This is a genomic window from Allobosea sp. 2KB_26, assembly GCF_052115715.1.
In the GTDB taxonomy this organism is placed as follows: Bacteria; Pseudomonadota; Alphaproteobacteria; order Rhizobiales; family Beijerinckiaceae; genus Allobosea.
Genome location: NZ_JBFRHE010000005.1, coordinates 117238 through 133105, shown reverse-complemented (window position 1 = coordinate 133105; position 15868 = coordinate 117238). Strand labels below are relative to the sequence as shown.

15 protein-coding genes are annotated in these 15868 nt (G+C 64.6%); 9 read left to right on the top strand and 6 right to left on the bottom strand.

Going from position 1 to position 15868, the window contains the following annotated elements; all coding sequences use genetic code 11:
* Positions 1-15: 15 nt before the first annotated feature.
* From AB4099_RS16445 to AB4099_RS16435, 3 genes are all read right to left on the bottom strand, one after another.
* Positions 16-780, bottom strand: coding sequence for an MBL fold metallo-hydrolase (locus tag AB4099_RS16445; protein ID WP_441478828.1), 765 nt, complete (start codon positions 778-780; stop codon positions 16-18).
* A gap of 193 nt (positions 781-973) precedes the next feature.
* Positions 974-2695: a Na/Pi cotransporter family protein gene (locus tag AB4099_RS16440; protein WP_441478827.1), complete on the bottom strand. Its 1722-nt coding sequence runs from the start codon at positions 2693-2695 to the stop codon at positions 974-976.
* A 156-nt stretch (positions 2696-2851) separates the two neighbouring features.
* Positions 2852-3442: an NADPH-dependent FMN reductase gene (locus tag AB4099_RS16435; RefSeq protein ID WP_113515569.1), complete on the bottom strand. Its 591-nt coding sequence runs from the start codon at positions 3440-3442 to the stop codon at positions 2852-2854.
* Between the two features lie 75 nt (positions 3443-3517).
* On the opposite strand from AB4099_RS16435, the gene soxR reads away from it, so the two are divergent.
* Positions 3518-3979: a redox-sensitive transcriptional activator SoxR gene (gene soxR / locus AB4099_RS16430; protein ID WP_043241328.1), complete on the top strand. Its 462-nt coding sequence runs from the start codon at positions 3518-3520 to the stop codon at positions 3977-3979.
* Positions 3980-3988: 9 nt separating this feature from the next.
* Here soxR and AB4099_RS16425 read toward each other — a convergent pair whose 3' ends face one another.
* A complete protein-coding gene (locus AB4099_RS16425) occupies positions 3989-4786 on the bottom strand; it encodes a creatininase family protein (RefSeq protein WP_441478826.1) in 798 nt (265 codons plus the stop codon).
* A 25-nt stretch (positions 4787-4811) separates the two neighbouring features.
* Entirely contained in the window at positions 4812-6203 is a 1392-nt protein-coding gene (locus AB4099_RS16420; protein WP_441478825.1) for an FAD-binding oxidoreductase, read from the bottom strand.
* 265 nt (positions 6204-6468) lie between these two features.
* On the opposite strand from AB4099_RS16420, the gene AB4099_RS16415 reads away from it, so the two are divergent.
* From AB4099_RS16415 to AB4099_RS16400, 4 genes are all read left to right on the top strand, one after another.
* The gene (locus AB4099_RS16415; protein WP_113515616.1) at positions 6469-7497 is read left to right on the top strand and encodes an ABC transporter substrate-binding protein; all 1029 of its coding nucleotides are present in this window, start codon (positions 6469-6471) and stop codon (positions 7495-7497) included.
* 100 nt (positions 7498-7597) lie between these two features.
* Entirely contained in the window at positions 7598-8410 is an 813-nt protein-coding gene (locus AB4099_RS16410; protein ID WP_441478824.1) for an ABC transporter ATP-binding protein, read from the top strand.
* On the top strand, positions 8407-9297 hold the full coding sequence (locus AB4099_RS16405; protein ID WP_084651136.1) for an ABC transporter permease: 891 nt from the start codon (positions 8407-8409) through the stop codon (positions 9295-9297). Before AB4099_RS16410 ends, AB4099_RS16405 begins: the two co-directional genes overlap by 4 nt.
* A 2-nt stretch (positions 9298-9299) precedes the next feature.
* Entirely contained in the window at positions 9300-10685 is a 1386-nt protein-coding gene (locus AB4099_RS16400; protein ID WP_441478823.1) for an FAD-binding oxidoreductase, read from the top strand.
* On the opposite strand, the gene AB4099_RS16395 is transcribed toward AB4099_RS16400, so the two are convergent.
* Positions 10686-11573 carry a hypothetical protein gene (locus AB4099_RS16395; RefSeq protein ID WP_113515574.1) on the bottom strand — a complete coding sequence of 296 codons (888 nt, stop codon included), beginning with the start codon at positions 11571-11573 and terminating at the stop codon, positions 10686-10688.
* A gap of 312 nt (positions 11574-11885) precedes the next feature.
* Here AB4099_RS16395 and AB4099_RS16390 point away from each other — a divergent pair, with 312 nt between their 5' ends.
* From AB4099_RS16390 to AB4099_RS16375, 4 genes are all read left to right on the top strand, one after another.
* A complete protein-coding gene (locus AB4099_RS16390; RefSeq protein WP_113515575.1) occupies positions 11886-13031 on the top strand; it encodes an MlaE family lipid ABC transporter permease subunit in 1146 nt (381 codons plus the stop codon).
* Positions 13032-13047: 16 nt separating this feature from the next.
* Positions 13048-13902: an ABC transporter ATP-binding protein gene (locus AB4099_RS16385; protein WP_113515576.1), complete on the top strand. Its 855-nt coding sequence runs from the start codon at positions 13048-13050 to the stop codon at positions 13900-13902.
* 116 nt (positions 13903-14018) lie between these two features.
* A complete protein-coding gene (locus AB4099_RS16380; RefSeq protein WP_113515577.1) occupies positions 14019-15152 on the top strand; it encodes an MlaD family protein in 1134 nt (377 codons plus the stop codon).
* Between the two features lie 10 nt (positions 15153-15162).
* Entirely contained in the window at positions 15163-15759 is a 597-nt protein-coding gene (locus AB4099_RS16375; RefSeq protein WP_113515618.1) for an ABC-type transport auxiliary lipoprotein family protein, read from the top strand.
* Positions 15760-15868 lie beyond the last annotated feature (109 nt).

Below are 15868 nucleotides of genomic sequence, written 5' to 3'. Positions count from 1 at the left end.
CCCAGCGCCGCGCGGTCAAACCCGCGCGGGCTCCCTGATTTCGATGGTTTCGCCGTCATCGGGGATCAACAGGCGCTCTGGCCCGATACCGCGCTGTTCCGCGGCCTTGCGCAGGGCCGCCCGGCTGACGCTCGCATGGTCGAGCGCTTCCATATGGGTCGCAATGACGATGGCCTCGGGGGCTGCTTCGCAGAGTGCCAGCGTCTGTGCGTCGTCCATCACGATCAGGGTGTTGTCCCAGAGTGCGCCGCAGGAATGGGTGACGATCACATCCGGCGCGGTCGCTGAAACCGCTTCGAGCAACGGCGGATAGAGAATGCTGTCCCCGCACCAATAGAGCGTCGGCTCGCCCGGCGCTTCCAGGCTGAAGCCCATCACCGGTCCCATCTTCTCGACGACGGCTCCGCTGCCATGCTGCGCCGGGACGCGCTTCAGGATAATCGGGCCGATCCGTTGGAAGCACTCCACGGGCGTGACCGACTGGAAACCCGCCTCCACGATCCTGTCCTCGTCGCCGGGGCGACAGGTCAGCGGCAGGTATTTGGGAATGCGCTCCTTCGCGACGCTGTCGAAGTGGTCGGAATGCAGGTGCGATACGATCACCTGGTCGACACCAGCGAGAATGCTCTCGATCGGCTCGGGCAGCTCGACCATCGGGTTTGCGGATTTGCCCGTGAAAGAAGGGCGGCCGTGCATGGGGCCGAAATCAGGGTCGATCAGGAACGTCCTGCCCGCATAGACAAGCTTGAGCGTGGCATTGCGGAGGAGTTGAAGCCGCATGAGTGTCTCCGGACAGTTGCAACGCAGCTCATCATGCGTTCTCCCGCTCGCCAGCGGCCAGTTCTATTTTGTGAAGTCGACAGCACTCCGCGTTGATCAATGCCGACCCTGAATTGAGATCAAGGAGAAACTCTCGCGGCCTCCCAAAGACCTACGCCTTTGGACTATATGTCCGCGAGGGCTCCCGAGGGGCTCAGCCCTTGGGTTGCGGCACCATGCCGAGATCGAAATCAGCCTCGGCGGCGGACGCTTCGCGATGCCTCAGGCGGCTCTCCCGCAATTCGCCGGCCGTCTCGAGGATGGGATAGGCGATCGATGTGATGTGCCCGTGGATGCGCTTGAGATCGCGCAGCACGTCGAGATGGATCGAGCTCGTCTCGATCGATTCCGGCACGCCGCTGCGCAGCCGCTCATAGTGGCTTTCGGTCGCACGGCGCTCGGCGGAACGCATCACGGCCTTCTCATCGAAGAGTTGGCGCGCCAATGCGATGTCGCGTGTCGCGAGGACGTTCAAGGCCAGACGCAGGCTGTGGGACACCCGCGCATGCAGTGCGCTGATCTCGGCAAGCCCCTCTGCCGAGAAGCGATAGCCCTTGCGGATCTTCTTCTCGGCCAGTTCCCGGAGGTTCTTGTCGATGACGTCGCCGATATGCTCGAGGTTGGTGTTCAGCGTGATGATTTCGAGCAGACGGCGGCTTTCCTCCGTGCTCAGCTCGGACCGGGACAGGCGTACCAGATAGAGCTTGATCGCCTCGTGGATCGTGTCGACGCCGTCATCGGCCTCCGAAATCTCGCGGGAGAGCTTGATCTGATCGCCATCCAGCAAGGTCAGCGTGTCCTTCAGCATCTCGCCCACACGGTCGCCGAGATGGAGCGTCTCGCGCATCGCACAGGCAAGCGCTTCCGACGGGCTGTCGAGCACGCCCGGGTCGAGATAGAGCGGGCGGATCACGCGCTCGTTTGTCGGCGCGCTCGGCATGAGCCGCAGGACGAGGTCGGAAATCGGCGTGATGAAGGGCAGGAACAGCAGCCCGCCGGCGATGTTGAGCGCCAGATGCAGTTCGACCGCGAGCCGTCCGGGATGGAGCGAAAGGGAAGAGAACCAACCGGCGAGCGGGCCGGCGAACGGGATCACGATGGCAGCAATGACGAGGCGCGTCAGCAGATTGGCAACGGCGACACGGCGCTGCGCGATCGGGGCGCCGAGCTGGTCGATGACCGGGACCAGAGCATTGCCGAGATTCGCTCCGACGATCAGTGTCACGGCCATGGTCGGGGAGAGCAGCCCGCCCGACCAGAACGAGGCGATCAGCAGCACGATGGCGAGGCTGGAATGGGTCAGCCAGGTCGCGGCGACGGCCACAAGCACGGCGATGACCGGCTCGCCGGCCAGTGCCTGCAGAATCAGCTTGAAGGTCGGAGACTGCGCGAGCGGAGCGGCGGCGGATTTCAGCTCGACGAGCGAGAGCAGGATGAGCCCGATGCCGACCAGGACACGGCCGATATTGCGCGCCCGGTCCATTGCCTCGTTGGCGAGATAGAGCGCAACGCCGACGGCGAGGCAAAGCCCCCAGATCCAGCCAAGGTCAAGCGAGACGAGAAAGGCCGCGAGCGCCGTGCCGATATTGGCGCCGAGCAGCACGGCAAGCGCCATCGGCAGGGTGATCAGCGATTGGCCCGCGAAGGAGGAGAGCAGCAGCGTCGTCGCCGTCGAACTTTGCAGCACCAGCGTCACCGCGGCGCCACTGGCCAGCGCCGTGAAGCGGTTGCGCGTGAAGCGTGCGAGCGCTTGCCGCAGGGAGGAGCCGAAAGCCCGCGTGGCGCCCGTTCTGACCAGGCGCACGGCCCAGATCAGCAGAGCCACCGCCCCTGCAAGGTGGATCAGGACCGAGGTGGTGCTGTCGACTGCGTTCATCTCGTACGGTGGTCTCCGAATCGGGGGTGCCAAGGGCCTCGCGAAGCGCAGCCAATCTAGCTGAATTTCATTAGCCGTCTTATAAAATATGCGGGTTGAAAGGGGCCATTTGATGACCCCTCTCCCGGCTATTGTTGTCGGTGGTTGCTGATCGGTTCAAGCCGCGAATGTGCCGTAGGGAACGTTCTCCCGGGCATCACGCAGGGCTGTCGCCCACCAGTGCAATTGCGCCAGCATGGTCGCCATCGCCTGCTCCGCCTTGGTCGCATCCGATAGCTGCCCCATCTCGTCGAACTGGCACCAGGCATGCGCAAAGCAGACGACGTCGCGAACCGTGGCCGCGTGCAATTCGTTGAAGACCTGGCGCAACTGATCGACGGCACGCAAGCCGCCCGAGACGCCGCCGTAGGACACGAAGGCGACCGGCTTGCCGCGCCACTCCGCCCCGACGAGATCGATCAGGAACTTGAGCGGCGCCGGATAGCCGCGGTTATATTCCGGCGTCACCACGATGAAGCCATCGGCGCGCCCGATGCGCTCCCTGAGCAGGCGCACCGTGGGAGTTTCGCCGCGCGGGTGACGCTTAGGCAGGTCGAGCGTCAGCGGATCGATGACATCGACGACAAAGGGGCCTTCGCCTTCGATCTGCGACAGCGCCCAGCTGGCCACCCGATCGCAGAGCCGCCCCTCGCGGGTGCTGCCATAAATCAGGGCGAGGTGGATCCTGCGGTCTAACGGGCGGTGCATTGTCGCGCTCCAGGCTGCTTGCACATCGGAAGCGCAGGGTTATAAAACCTCAAGCAAGGTTAAGGTCAAGCGCCGATGAGCAAAGCGGATCACGCCCATTTCTTCGAGGAGATGAGCGTCGGCGAGGTGGCCAGGCGCAGCGGGCTCGCAGTCTCCACCATCCATTTTTATGAGGCGAAAGGCTTGATCCGAAGCGCGCGCAGCAGCGGAAATCAGCGCCGCTATCCGCGCGAGGTTCTGCGGCGCGTGGCGATCATCAAGGTGGCGCAGCGCACGGGCATCCCGCTGAAGACCATCGGCGACGCCTTCAAGGCCTTGCCATCGGAGCGCACGCCGACGGTGGAGGATTGGTCACGCCTGTCATCGGTCTGGAAAGCCGAACTGGAGCGTCGGATCGATCGGTTGACGCGGCTGCGCGACCACCTGACCGACTGCATCGGTTGCGGCTGTCTCTCGGTGAAGAGCTGCCCGCTGCACAATCCCTGGGACCGGCTGGGCGAGCAGGGCGCGGGACCGCGCCTGCTCGACCCCGATTGAGGCTGCCGGTTACGACGCCTTGTGAAGTTGCGAGAGCGGGAACTTGGCGACGTCTGCCAGCAGCTCGGCAAAACCCTTCGCCTGAAGGGCAGCTGTCGCCTTGCCCTTTTCGGCCGTCGCCAGGCTGGCATCGCCTGCCGCGCCGCTGGGGTTGACGTCCTGCGCCATCCACGCATGCGCATGCAGGCCAGTCGGCCGGAGCCAGGCATATTCGCCCTGCATCTTGATCGTGCTTGGCTCGAAGTGTCCGGCCTTGCGCATGTCGACGAGATCCGGCCGGAAATGCAGCATCAGCGAGGTCTCGATGTCGCCGGCATGGATGCCGTGATTGGAATCGAGATCGGCATAGACGCCTTGGGGCAGACCGAAGGCGCGCCAGGCGGTGGTGACAGCCAGCATGCCGTGGCGCACACGCAGTTCGCGCGCGACCACCTTCATCGGGTCGATATTGCCGCCATGCGAGGTGACGATGACGAGCTTGCGCAGGCCGGCGCGCCGTACGCTTTCGCCGATCTCGAGCCAGCTCTGCGTCGCGCTCTCCCAGGACAGGGTCAGCGTGCCCGGCGAATGCAGATGCTCGTTCGACTTGCAGATCGGCAGCGTCGGCAGCACCAGCACATCGAGATTGGCGGGCACCAGCGGCATCGCCTCGGCCAGCATCGAATTCATGATGGTGGTGTCGACCGAGACGGGCAGATGCGGCCCGTGCTGCTCGATGGCCGCCAGTGGCAGCACCGCCACGGTCTTGTCGGGCGACAGCCCCTCGAAATCGGTGGTCTTCAGGTCGCCCCAGAAACGCGCGCTCATCGCTCAATCAGTCCTTATCTGCTCGTCATTCCGCCGCCTGTGCGGCATCGGCTTGCCAGTTCAACAGCTTGCCAGGGTTCATCAGTCCTTGCGGATCGGCGATCCGCTTGAACTCGGGTTGCGGCGCATCGACCTTTTTCCAGCCGGCATTGTTCAGGACCCAGCTATGGGGGTTCGATGCCTGGATGCCTGCCGCTTCGGCCTGCGCCATGATCTCGTGCAGGCGCTCGGCCGTGGTGAAGCGCACCAGCGGCAGGCTGGAATGGTAGACCTTGCCCTGCCTGCGCTGGAACTCGATGTGGAAGAGCACATCGTCGTGGAAATGCGTCTCGGCCCAGGCCAGCAGTTCAAGGTTGCGGACGGGCGGGAAGCGCAGCTGCAGATAGGTGATGTCGGGGTCGACCTTCAGCGCATGCAGCGTGGTGTGGTTCCAGGTGTATTCGTAGAGCGGGCCGGGTGCGCCCTTCTCGCGATGCTCTCCGAACGCCGCGGCGCGGGCTTCCGTCGCTCCGCGCACAAAGGTGACCGTCCCGCCCATCTCGGCAATCAACCGGTCGAGCTCGTCGCCCTGCGGCTCGGACACCATCAGGATGGCAAAGGCCTTGTTCTCGCCCAGCCAGGGGGCGAGCCGGCGCAAATACGGGGCAATGCGCGGATCGTGGATGCTGATCAGCTTCTTGGCGATGCCGTCGCATTCGGTGAAGGCCTGGCCGAAGGCGGCCGCCTGGCCCAAGGTATCGAAGGTCGCGATCCGTTCCGCCCATGCATGGGCGGGCGCCAGTGGCACCTCGACCTCGGTGATGATGCCGTTGACGCCATAGGCGTGCATGACCTTGAGGATGTCCTTGCCGCGCAGCTCGATCAGCCGTGGCTCGGGCTCGACGGTCATGACTTCGACAGCGATGACCGCGCCTGGATTGTCGATCTGCCCCCAGGTGCAGGAACCGGCGCCGGCAGCTCCGCCGGCGATGAAGCCGCCGAGCGTTGCCTGTGCCCGGGTCGAGGGATGCATGCGCAACTCCTGCCCGAGCGGGGCAAGTGCCTTGTCGATATCGAGCATGTTCGCGCCGGCCTCGAACCGGCCCGCGCCGAGCGTGGTCGAGACCACGCGGTTGAAACGGGTCAGGTTGAGCACGACGCCGCCTTCGAGCGGCACGGCCTGGCCGTAATTGCCGGTGCCGCCGCCGCGAACCGTCAGCGGCACGCGATGGCGCGCGCAGGCCGAGGCGACGCGACGAACCTCGTCCTTGGTCTTCGGCAGGATCACGAGCTCAGCCTGCTTGCCCTCGAGATCCGGCTTCAGCACGGGCGAGAACCAGAAGAAGTCGCGGCTGTGCATCCTGAGCGACGGCGCGTCGTCATAGATGGTCAGATCTGCGAGTTCGGCGCGAAGTGCGGAGAGGGCAGGGCTGGTCATGCTGATCTCGGATTTCCGTGGACGGCGTCACCATAGCCGGAAGTGAGGGCGGAGGAAGCCGCGCCGCCGCATGGCGCCGTCGCGGCTGTTGATCAATTCGGGCGTTGCAGTTCTGGCGAGGAATTGGGCAAATGCCCGATCTCTGTGCGTAATAATGCGATGCCGGATTTCCAGCGCGCCTGCCAGCGTGGCATATATGTTGCTCGCTGGTGGCCACAGCGCGGCGCGGACGCCGCTGGCTAGCCTGTTCCTGGAGGTCCGTTCCATGACGATGAAGTATCGCGTGAGCCGTCGCGCTGCGCTCGGCCTGATCGGCGGCTCGGCCGCTTCCGCCCTGATCCCGGTTCCCGGAGCCAGGGTCAGCGCCCAGACGCTGGACAAGGTCAGCTACCAGACGAACTGGCGGGCCCAGGGCGAACATGGCGGCTTCTATCTCGCCCTCGCCAACGGCATCTACAAGAAATACGGCATCGACGCCGACATCCGCATGGGCGGCCCGCAGCAGAACCCGTCGCAGCTCCTGCTGGGTGGCCGGGTCGACATGATCATGTCGAACTCGTTCGAAGCAATCCGCTATGCGCAGGAGAACCTGCCCTTCATCTGCATCGCCTCGATCTTCCAGAAGGATCCGCAGGTCCTGATCTCGCATCCAGGCCAAGGCAACGACACGCTGGCTGCCCTCAAGGGCAAGCCGATCCTGGTCGGCGCCGGCGGACGCACCAGCTTCTGGCCCTTCCTGAAGGCGAAATTCGGTTTCACCGACGAGCAGATCAGGCCCTACACTTTCAACATGGCGCCCTTCCTGGCGGACAAGACGATCTCGCAGCAGGGCTTCCTGTCCTCCGAGCCCTTCGCGATCCGCAAGGCCGGGGTGAACCCGGTCGTGCACCTGCTCGCCGATTCCGGCTTCGGCAACTACAACACGACCATCAACATCTCGAAGAAGATGGTCGCCGAGAAGAAGGATGTGGTGCAGCGCTTCGTCACCGCCACTCTCGAGGGCTGGGCCGAATACATGAAGGGCGGCCCAGCGATCGAGGCGGCCAACGCGCTGATCCTCAAGGACAATCCCGACATGGACGGCGAGAAGCTCGCCTATGCCCGCCAGGTCATGAACGAGAACGGCATCGTGCTCTCGGGCGATGCGCTGACGCTTGGCATCGGCGCGATGACCGATGCCCGCTGGGCCGATTTCTACAAGATGATGACGGAAGCGGGCGTCTTCCCTGCTGGCATCGACATCAAGAAGGCCTATAGCCTTGAGTTCATCAACAAGGGCGTCGGCAAGGCGTAGGCGGCTTCCGCCCTTCATGGACCCCGGGTCGGCGCGGCGGCGCCGATCCGTCCGGGATGGCCGGAAGACGTTCGACAGCAGCAAGATGGATCATCAGGCTTTGGACACAGCCTATCTGAGCAGACCTCATGTCGAAGGCAGCGGCGCCAAGCCGCTCGTTTCAGTCCGGCATGTCTCGAAGCAGTTCGCCAACGGCACATTGGCCGTGCGCGACGTCAATCTCGACCTTGGCACGGGCGAATTCATCAGCCTGCTCGGCCCCTCGGGCTGCGGCAAGTCGACCTTGCTGCGGATGATCGCGGGCCTGGGCGCGCCATCGACGGGCACGATCGACTGGCCGACGACGAGCCATGACGCCTCCGGCAAGCCGGAGCGCGATCTCGGCTTCGTCTTCCAGGACCCGACATTGATGCCCTGGGTGAATGCCCTGTCCAACGTGATGATGCCGCTCATCCTCAAGCATGTGCCGAAGCGCGAGGCCGAGGCACGCTCGGCCGAGATGCTGGCGCTGGTCGGGTTGAAGGGCTTCGAGAAATCCTATCCGCGCGAGCTCTCCGGCGGCATGAAGATGCGCGTCTCGATCGCCCGCGCGCTGGTGATGCGGCCAAAGATCCTGCTCATGGACGAGCCTTTCGCGGCGCTGGACGAGATCACGCGTCACCGGCTCAATGACGATCTGCTCGAGCTCTGGTGGAAGACGAAGTTCACCGCCGTCTTCGTTACGCATTCGGTGTTCGAGTCGGTTTATCTGTCGAAGCGCATCGTCGTCATGGCGGCCCGCCCCGGGCGCGTCATGGCCGATCTCGACGTCGATGCTCCCTATCCGCGCGACGAGCTGTTCCGCACCTCGGCGGATTACGCGCATCTGTGCCGTGTCGTTTCCGGCAAGCTCAAGGAGGCGATCGGCTCATGAGCGCGCCGTCCCTGGATACCACCATGCCGCATGTGCCCCATGACGGGACCGATGCGGAAGCGCGCCCGATCTTCGCGGCCGAACCCCGCATCCTCGGCCTGCCCGCCAGCGCCTGGCCCCGCATCCTGGCGCCGATCGCGGTTGGCGTGCTGGCGCTTGGCCTGTGGGAGTTCCTCGTCCGCTGGAAGGAAATCCCACCCTATATCCTGCCTGGGCCGGTGCTGATCGGGCAAACGCTGATCGCCGACTGGGGCACGCTTTCGGGCTCGCTCTGGATCACGCTGCGCATCACCTTCATGGCGCTCTTCGCGGCCGTGGTCGTCGGCGTCACGCTGGCCGTGCTCTTCACACAGTCGAAATGGCTGGAGATGTCGCTCCTGCCCTATGCGGTGGTCCTCCAGGTCACGCCGATCGTCGCGATCGCGCCGCTGATCATCATCTGGGCCGGCGACATCAACCTGTCGCTGCTGATCTGCGCCTGGATCGTCGCCTTCTTCCCGATCCTGTCGAACACGATCCTCGGGCTGAATTCGGCCGATCACAACCTGATCAACTTCTTCCAGCTCTATGGCGCGACGCGCTGGCAGACGATGCGCTATCTCAAACTGCCGGCGGCTTTGCCTTACTTCCTGGCGGGCCTGAAGATCTCCGGCGGTCTTGCCCTGATCGGCGCGGTGGTGGCGGAGTTCGTTGCCGGAACGGGTGGAAGCGAGTCGGGCCTCGCCTATCGCATCCTCGAGGCCGGTTATCAGCTCAAGATTCCGCGGGTCTTCGCCGCCCTGATCATGATCTCGCTCTCGGGCATCGCGATCTTCCTGGTGACGAGCTGGATTTCGCATCTGCTGTTGCGGCGCTGGCATGAAAGCGCGCTGAAGCGGGAGAATTGAGCATGAACGCCGTGCCGGACCGCAAGCCGAGGGCGGTTCAGCCCGCGCGCTACGATATCGCGGGCTTCAAGACCGACATCGCCGACATCCCGCTGATCGACGAGCCCCAGGTCGTGCGCAAGCGCTCGCGCGACTTCTTCTGGTACTCGCCGATCCTCAATGCCGAACTGGCGAACAAGTCGGCCGACATCATCGTCTGTCCGCGCGACGAGGCCGATGTGGTGCGCGTTGCGGCGGCCTGTGCCAGGCGACGCATCCCGCTGACGGTGCGTGCTGCCGGAACCGGCAATTACGGTCAGGCCGTGCCGCTCGAAGGCGGCGTCCTGCTCGATATCACTGCACTGACCGCGATCGAGTGGCAGAAGCCCGGCGCGATCCGCGTCCAGGCCGGCGCCAGGTTGCTCGATATCGACATGGCGACCCGGCCGTCCGGCTACGAATTGCGCATGCATCCCTCGACCAAACGGTCGGCGACTGTCGGCGGCTTCGTCGCGGGCGGCTCGGGCGGCGTTGGCTCCGTGACCTATGGTGGCTTGCGCGAACCGGGCAATATCCTGGCGGCCCGCGTCGTCACGGTGGAGGCGGAGCCGCGCATTCTCGAACTGCGCGACGACGCGGCCCAGAAGGTCAACCGAGCCTACGGCACGACGGGCATCATCACCGCGCTTGAAATGCCACTGGCACCGGCCTGGCCGTGGATCGACGTCATCGTCGCCTTCGACGATTACATGGAGGCGTTTCAGGCCGGCTATGACGTCGCGCTGGCGGACGGTGTGGTCAAGAAGCTGGTGACGCCGATCTCATCGCCGATTCCGTCTTATTTCGGCGCGTTGAAGCAGCATTGCCCCGCAGGCAAGAGCATCCTGATCTGCATGATCGCGGAGGCTTCGCTCGGCCCGTTCAAGGCGATCATCGGTGCGCGCGGAACGGTGACCTATGAGGCGCCCTCGGAGGAGGGGCCGGGCACGGTGCCGCTCTATGAGTACACCTGGAACCACACGACGCTGCAATGGCTGAAGAGCGATCGCTCGATCACCTATCTACAGTGCCTGTTCCCGCATGACCGGCTGGTCGCGAGCGCCCACGAGATGATCGCGCGCTTCCCGGACGAGGTGCTGCCTCATCACGAATTCATCCGCTTCGGCGGACGTGTGACCGCGAGTGCCCTGCCGATCCTGCGCTACACGACTCCGGAGCGGCTGAACGAGATCATCGCGCTGCATGAGGAGGCGGGCGTGATGATCGCGAACCCGCATGTCGTCTCGCTCGAAGGCGGCAGCCGCCACAAGCGCGCCGATGCCGACCAGCTCGGCTTCAAGCACGAGGTCGATCCCTACGGCCTGCTGAACCCCGGAAAGATGGACAGTTTTGTCGCGAAACTCGGCTGATCAGGCGAAGAAGGCGAGCTTCTCGTCCACCGGGAGCGCATCGATCTTGCGCAACTCGACCTCCGACGTCGTCGCAGCGCCCCTGGGCTTCGGCGCAGGCCCTGTGACCGCAACCTCGGGGGCTTCCGCGAAGACGAGGTCTTCCTCCATCATCTGAACCGTGCTGAGCCGCCGGTGATTGGTGGCTCTCGTTCGGATGCGCGGGGTCTCGTGCAGGGTGGAGCGCGGCTTGTCGTCGATCTCGACGATCTCGATGTCGTCATAGGTCGAGAGCGGAACGGCTTCGCGCAGATCAAGCGTCTTGGCGGGCATCGGGGCCGCCGTGATCCGGCTGGTGTCGGGGGCGACATGCATGCTGCCGGCGATGGCCCGCAGGCTGCTGTCGAGCATCGCAATCGTGTCGGCGATCTTGCCGATCTGCTGCGCGGTGCCCTCGACAACGGCGCTTGCCGCATAGATTTCCGTCGCCCGCCGATCGAGCAGGTCGCACATCACTTCCGCCGCGCCGCTCTCGCGCAGGCCCCAGGCAGCCTCCTGGATGCTCTCCGTTGCGCCGATGATGCTGCCGGCCGCGGTCTCGATCCGTGCAGCGAGGCGCGAAGACGGCTCGCCGGCCTTGCCGCTGATCCGTTCCAGATCGCTGCGCAGATCCATGATCAGCGCGATGGCCTCGCTCACATCCGGCCCGCTCGAAGCCGGAGCGGTGGAGACGCCCATGGCATACTGCAGCCTGTCGATGGCGGCCAGCACCTGAGCGGTGTCTGCCTGCCGGTTTCGCTTGGCGTGCTCGGCCATGAACCAGCGCCCACGCGCGGTCTCCATCACTGCCGCGGCGATAGCCTCGTAGTCGGTCTCGCTCAGCGGTGTCAGCGAACGCGCGTCGCCCATGACGAACCTGCTCTCGGGGAGGACTGACCGATTCGGGCCGGGCAGTCGTGATGATCCGACGAAAACCGTGCGACAGAATTGATTAAGGAAGTGCTGCCATGCGGCATCGAAAGCGGCTTCGATGCACAAAAGGGCTGGTGCGCGGTGATCCCCGGGTGGGAGCGCTTGCGGCGGCATCGATGCAGCGCGACGACGCTTGCCAAGCGTGCCCGGCGCGGCGATACAGGTTTCGGGGATAGGGCCTGACCTGGCAGAGGGTGCCACGCGCGGACGGAGGTCCGATGAGGCCGTTCGAGGGACATCAGGGAGACCATGGCGAGCCTCGACACCGCCGAACCCCAGGCCGTCTTTCACGACGATGCAGGTAGCCTCGCCATCGAGCTCACCGGCTCCTGGAGCGCCGAGCGCGCGCCGCGCATCGAGGAACTGATCGCTGAAATGGGCGAGCGCATCGCCTCGGTGTCGCGCGCCACGCTCGATCTCTCCGCGATCATCCGGCTCGATACGCTCGGCGCCTATGTTCTCAACCGCCTGAAGAACCAGCGCGAGGCTGCCGGGGGCTCGGTCGAGCTCGTCAGCCGGCGACCAGAGCATGCGGTTCTGCTCGCCGAGGTCAATATCCACGACTGCTCCGTCCCGCCGACAGTCCATCATTTCGGCATTGTCAGCGTGCTGGTGAATATCGGCGAGGCCATGGTCCGCTTCGGGCGCGACATGGTCGGCGGAGCGATGTTCCTGGGCGAGGTGGTGGTCGGCTCCGTCAGCGTGATGTTCGGTCCGCGCAAGTTCAGGGGACCGCCGCTCGTCAATCAGATCGAACTGATCGCCTTCAACGGCGCGCCGATCATCATGCTGATCTCGTTTCTGGTCGGCTGCATCGTTGCCCAGCAGGGCATATTCCAGCTGCAGCAGTTCGGCGCTTCGGCCTTCGTCGTCAACTTGACGGGCATCCTGATCCTGCGCGAGCTCGGAGTACTGCTCACCTCGATCATGATTGCCGGCCGTTCAGGCTCGGCCTTCACCGCCGAGATCGGCTCGATGAAGATGCGCGAGGAAATCGACGCCTTGCGGGTGATGGGGCTCGATCCGATCGAGGTCCTGGTCGTTCCGCGCATCCTCGCGTTGATCATCTCGCTGCCGATCCTCACCTTCATCTCCTCCATGGCCGGCCTGGCGGGCGCGGCGCTGGTGAGCTGGCTCTACGGCGGCATCGGCATCGATACCTTCCTGGCGCGCCTGCAGTCGGTGATCACCTGGAAGCACTTCGCCGTAGGGCTGATCAAGGCTCCCTTCATGGCCTTCGTCATCGGTCTGATCGCCTCGATCGAAGGTCTCGCCGTCCAGGGCTCGGCCGAGTCGCTCGGCCGTCAGGTCACGGCCTCGGTGGTGAAGGCGATCTTCATGGTCATCCTGGTGGACGGGCTCTTCGCCATGTTCTTTGCATCCATCGAGTTTTGAGGGCGGTGGGGCGGGCATGAGCGCAAACTGGAGCCAGTCGTCGGGATATCCGCTGTTGCATGGCGTGGCCGAACCGTCCGGGAGCAATCAGGACGCGCCGGAGCCTGTCATCAAGGTGCGTAATCTGAAGGTCGCCTTCGGGGACAAGGTGATCATGGACGGCCTCGATCTCGACGTCATGCGCGGCGAGATCCTGGGCTTCGTCGGTGGTTCCGGCACGGGAAAATCCGTCCTCACCCGGACGATCCTCGGCCTCGTGCGCAAGCAGCGGGGCACGATCGAGGTCTTCGGCGAGAATGTCGACGATCTCGAAGGGGCGGCGCGACGCACCCTGGAGCGGCGCTTTGGCGTCATGTTCCAGCACGGCGCGCTGTTCTCGGCGCTCAGCGTCAAGCAGAACATCCAGGTGCCGATGCGGGAGTACCTGAAGCTGTCGCCCGCGCTGCTCGACGAGATGGCGATGCTCAAGCTCGAGATGGTCGGTCTCAGGCCCGACGCGGCCGACAAGGCGCCTTCCGAGCTTTCAGGCGGCATGATCAAGCGCGCCGCGCTCGCGCGGGCGCTGGCGCTTGATCCCGAGATCGTCTTCCTGGACGAGCCGACCTCGGGCCTCGATCCGATCGGCGCTGCCGAATTCGACCAACTGATCATGACGCTGAAGGAAACGCTCGGCCTCACCGTCTTCATGGTGACGCATGATCTCGACAGCCTGTATTCGGCCTGTGACCGGATCGCCGCGCTGGCGGACAAGCGCGTCATCGCGGTCGGGCCGCTCGCAACGATGCTGGCCTCCGATCACCCCTGGCTGAAGGCGTATTTTGGTGGCGAGCGAGCCCAGGCTCGCCTCACCGCTGACCTGAGAAGGTCGTGAGGCGAGTTCGATACGCTATCACGGCCGCGAAACCCGGCCTCGATTGACGCGTTGGAGGAGAATGTTGCCCGAAAGCTGCTTCGCCCCTTGCAGAATCCTGCTCTAACGTTGCGCTAATGGAATCGCGAGCGAACTACGCACTGGTCGGTCTCTTCACGCTCGCGGTTCTCGCGGCGATGTTCGGCTTCGTCTACTGGTTCAACAGTGGTCTGGCCGGCCGCCGGCAGGATGTCCGGATCGTCTTCAGCGGCACCGTCACCGGGCTGGGGCGCGGTTCCAGCGTGCTTTTCAATGGCCTGCGCGTTGGCGAGGTCACCCGCATCGAATTGCTGCCGGACGATCCTCGCCGGATTTACGCTGTCGTTCAGGTCGACAACAGCACGCCACTCAGGGTCGACACCCGGGCCCGGATCGAGGCTCAGGGGCTCGCAGGCGTCGTCGCCGTGCAGTTGCTGGGGGGCGACCCGGATTCCCCCGTGCTGAAGCCGCAGCCTGGCCAGAGCCTGCCGACGATCATTGCCGAACGGTCCGAGTTCCAGGACATTCTCGAAACGGTGCGCACGATCGCCAAGCGGGCCGACGAGGTGCTCGGCGGCATAGAGGGGCTCGTCAAGGACAATGCCGGGTCGATCAGCAACACGGTCAGGAATGTCGAGAAATTCTCCGCCGCGCTCGGCAACAATTCCGACGGCGTCGACAAGCTGATGAGCAGCTTCGGCCAGATTGCCGATACCATTTCCCCGCTCTCGCAGAAGCTCGGCAGCCTGAGTGATGAACTGACCGAGGTTGTGAAATCCGTCGACCAGCGCAAGGTCGCGAACATCGTTGCCAATGTCGACAAGTTCACCGCCGCATTGGGCGACAACAGCGAGGATGTCGGCAAGGTGGTGAAGGATGTCGCCTCGATTAGCGAAAAGCTCAACAAGGCGGCTGATCAGGTCGAGGGCGTGCTCAAGGCTGCGCAGGGTTTCCTGAATTCCGGGGACGGGCAGGGGGCGCTGGCCGAGGTCGGCAATGCTGCGCGCTCGATCCGCACCCTTGCCGAGAACCTCGACAAGCGCACCGCCGAGATCACGACCGGAATCAACCGCTTTACCGGGCCGGGCTTGCGCGACATCGAGAACCTGGCAGCCGAAGGCCGCCGGACGCTGACGGATTTCAACCGGACGCTGCGCAATATCGAGCGCAATCCGCAGCAGTTCATCTTCGGCGGCCGCCCGCCGCTTCCCCAGTATAGCGGATCGCGTTAGTCAGATGCCGATGTCGTCCCGCCTTGCGCCAGAACCTGGCTTCACGCCGATCGCCGCTCTTGTCCTGGCCGTCTCGCTCACGCTGAGCGGTTGCGGCGGCGGCGCGACGCCGACCACCTACGACCTCTCTGCGCCGCGCGATTTCGGTCGGATCGGGGGCGCGCGCGCAACTCTTGTCGTCAACGAGCCGACGACCGTCCAGACCCTCGATTCCGATCGCATGATTGTCCGGGACTCTGCCGGCGCGCTGTCGTTCCTCGGCGGCACGCAATGGGCCGACAGCGTTCCGAAGCTCGTGCAGGCACGGTTGATCCAGACCTTCGAGAACGGCAGCCGCATCGCGTCGGTCTCGCGGCCGGGAGAACGGATCGTTCCCGATTTGCAGCTCAACACCGACATCCGCAGCTTCAATATCGACGCTGCGACGAACAGTGCCGTCGTCGAAATCACGGCGAAGCTGGTCGGGGACCGGACCGGGCACATTCAGCGCGCCAAACTGTTCTCGGCCAAGGTACCTGTCGGCGCCGTCGACGGTGCCGCTGCCGCCCATGCGCTCAATCAGGCGTTGTCGAAGGTGCTGATCGATATCGTGCGCTGGGCTGCTTAGATCACGCTGCGTTTGGACGAAATCGTCCAAACGCCGAAAACGTGATCGACTCTCATAGTTGAGAGCATGCTCGATGCGAAAACCCGTTGCCACTTTTTCGCAGCATGCT

Bases quoted from the DNA above. Each gene is read 5' to 3' on its own strand.
- AB4099_RS16425 (WP_441478826.1), bottom strand. From the start codon at position 4,786: ATGAGCGCGCGTTTCTGGGGCGACCTGAAGACCACCGATTTCGAGGGG.
- AB4099_RS16395 (WP_113515574.1), bottom strand. From the start codon at position 11,573: ATGGGCGACGCGCGTTCGCTGACACCGCTGAGCGAGACCGACTACGAG.
- AB4099_RS16420 (WP_441478825.1), bottom strand. From the start codon at position 6,203: ATGACCAGCCCTGCCCTCTCCGCACTTCGCGCCGAACTCGCAGATCTG.
- AB4099_RS16445 (WP_441478828.1), bottom strand. From the start codon at position 780: ATGCGGCTTCAACTCCTCCGCAATGCCACGCTCAAGCTTGTCTATGCG.
- AB4099_RS16440 (WP_441478827.1), bottom strand. From the start codon at position 2,695: ATGAACGCAGTCGACAGCACCACCTCGGTCCTGATCCACCTTGCAGGG.
- soxR (WP_043241328.1), top strand. From the start codon at position 3,518: ATGAGCAAAGCGGATCACGCCCATTTCTTCGAGGAGATGAGCGTCGGC.
- AB4099_RS16390 (WP_113515575.1), top strand. From the start codon at position 11,886: ATGGCGAGCCTCGACACCGCCGAACCCCAGGCCGTCTTTCACGACGAT.
- AB4099_RS16405 (WP_084651136.1), top strand. From the start codon at position 8,407: ATGAGCGCGCCGTCCCTGGATACCACCATGCCGCATGTGCCCCATGAC.
- AB4099_RS16400 (WP_441478823.1), top strand. From the start codon at position 9,300: ATGAACGCCGTGCCGGACCGCAAGCCGAGGGCGGTTCAGCCCGCGCGC.
- AB4099_RS16415 (WP_113515616.1), top strand. From the start codon at position 6,469: ATGACGATGAAGTATCGCGTGAGCCGTCGCGCTGCGCTCGGCCTGATC.
- AB4099_RS16375 (WP_113515618.1), top strand. From the start codon at position 15,163: ATGTCGTCCCGCCTTGCGCCAGAACCTGGCTTCACGCCGATCGCCGCT.
- AB4099_RS16385 (WP_113515576.1), top strand. From the start codon at position 13,048: ATGAGCGCAAACTGGAGCCAGTCGTCGGGATATCCGCTGTTGCATGGC.
- AB4099_RS16435 (WP_113515569.1), bottom strand. From the start codon at position 3,442: ATGCACCGCCCGTTAGACCGCAGGATCCACCTCGCCCTGATTTATGGC.
- AB4099_RS16380 (WP_113515577.1), top strand. From the start codon at position 14,019: ATGGAATCGCGAGCGAACTACGCACTGGTCGGTCTCTTCACGCTCGCG.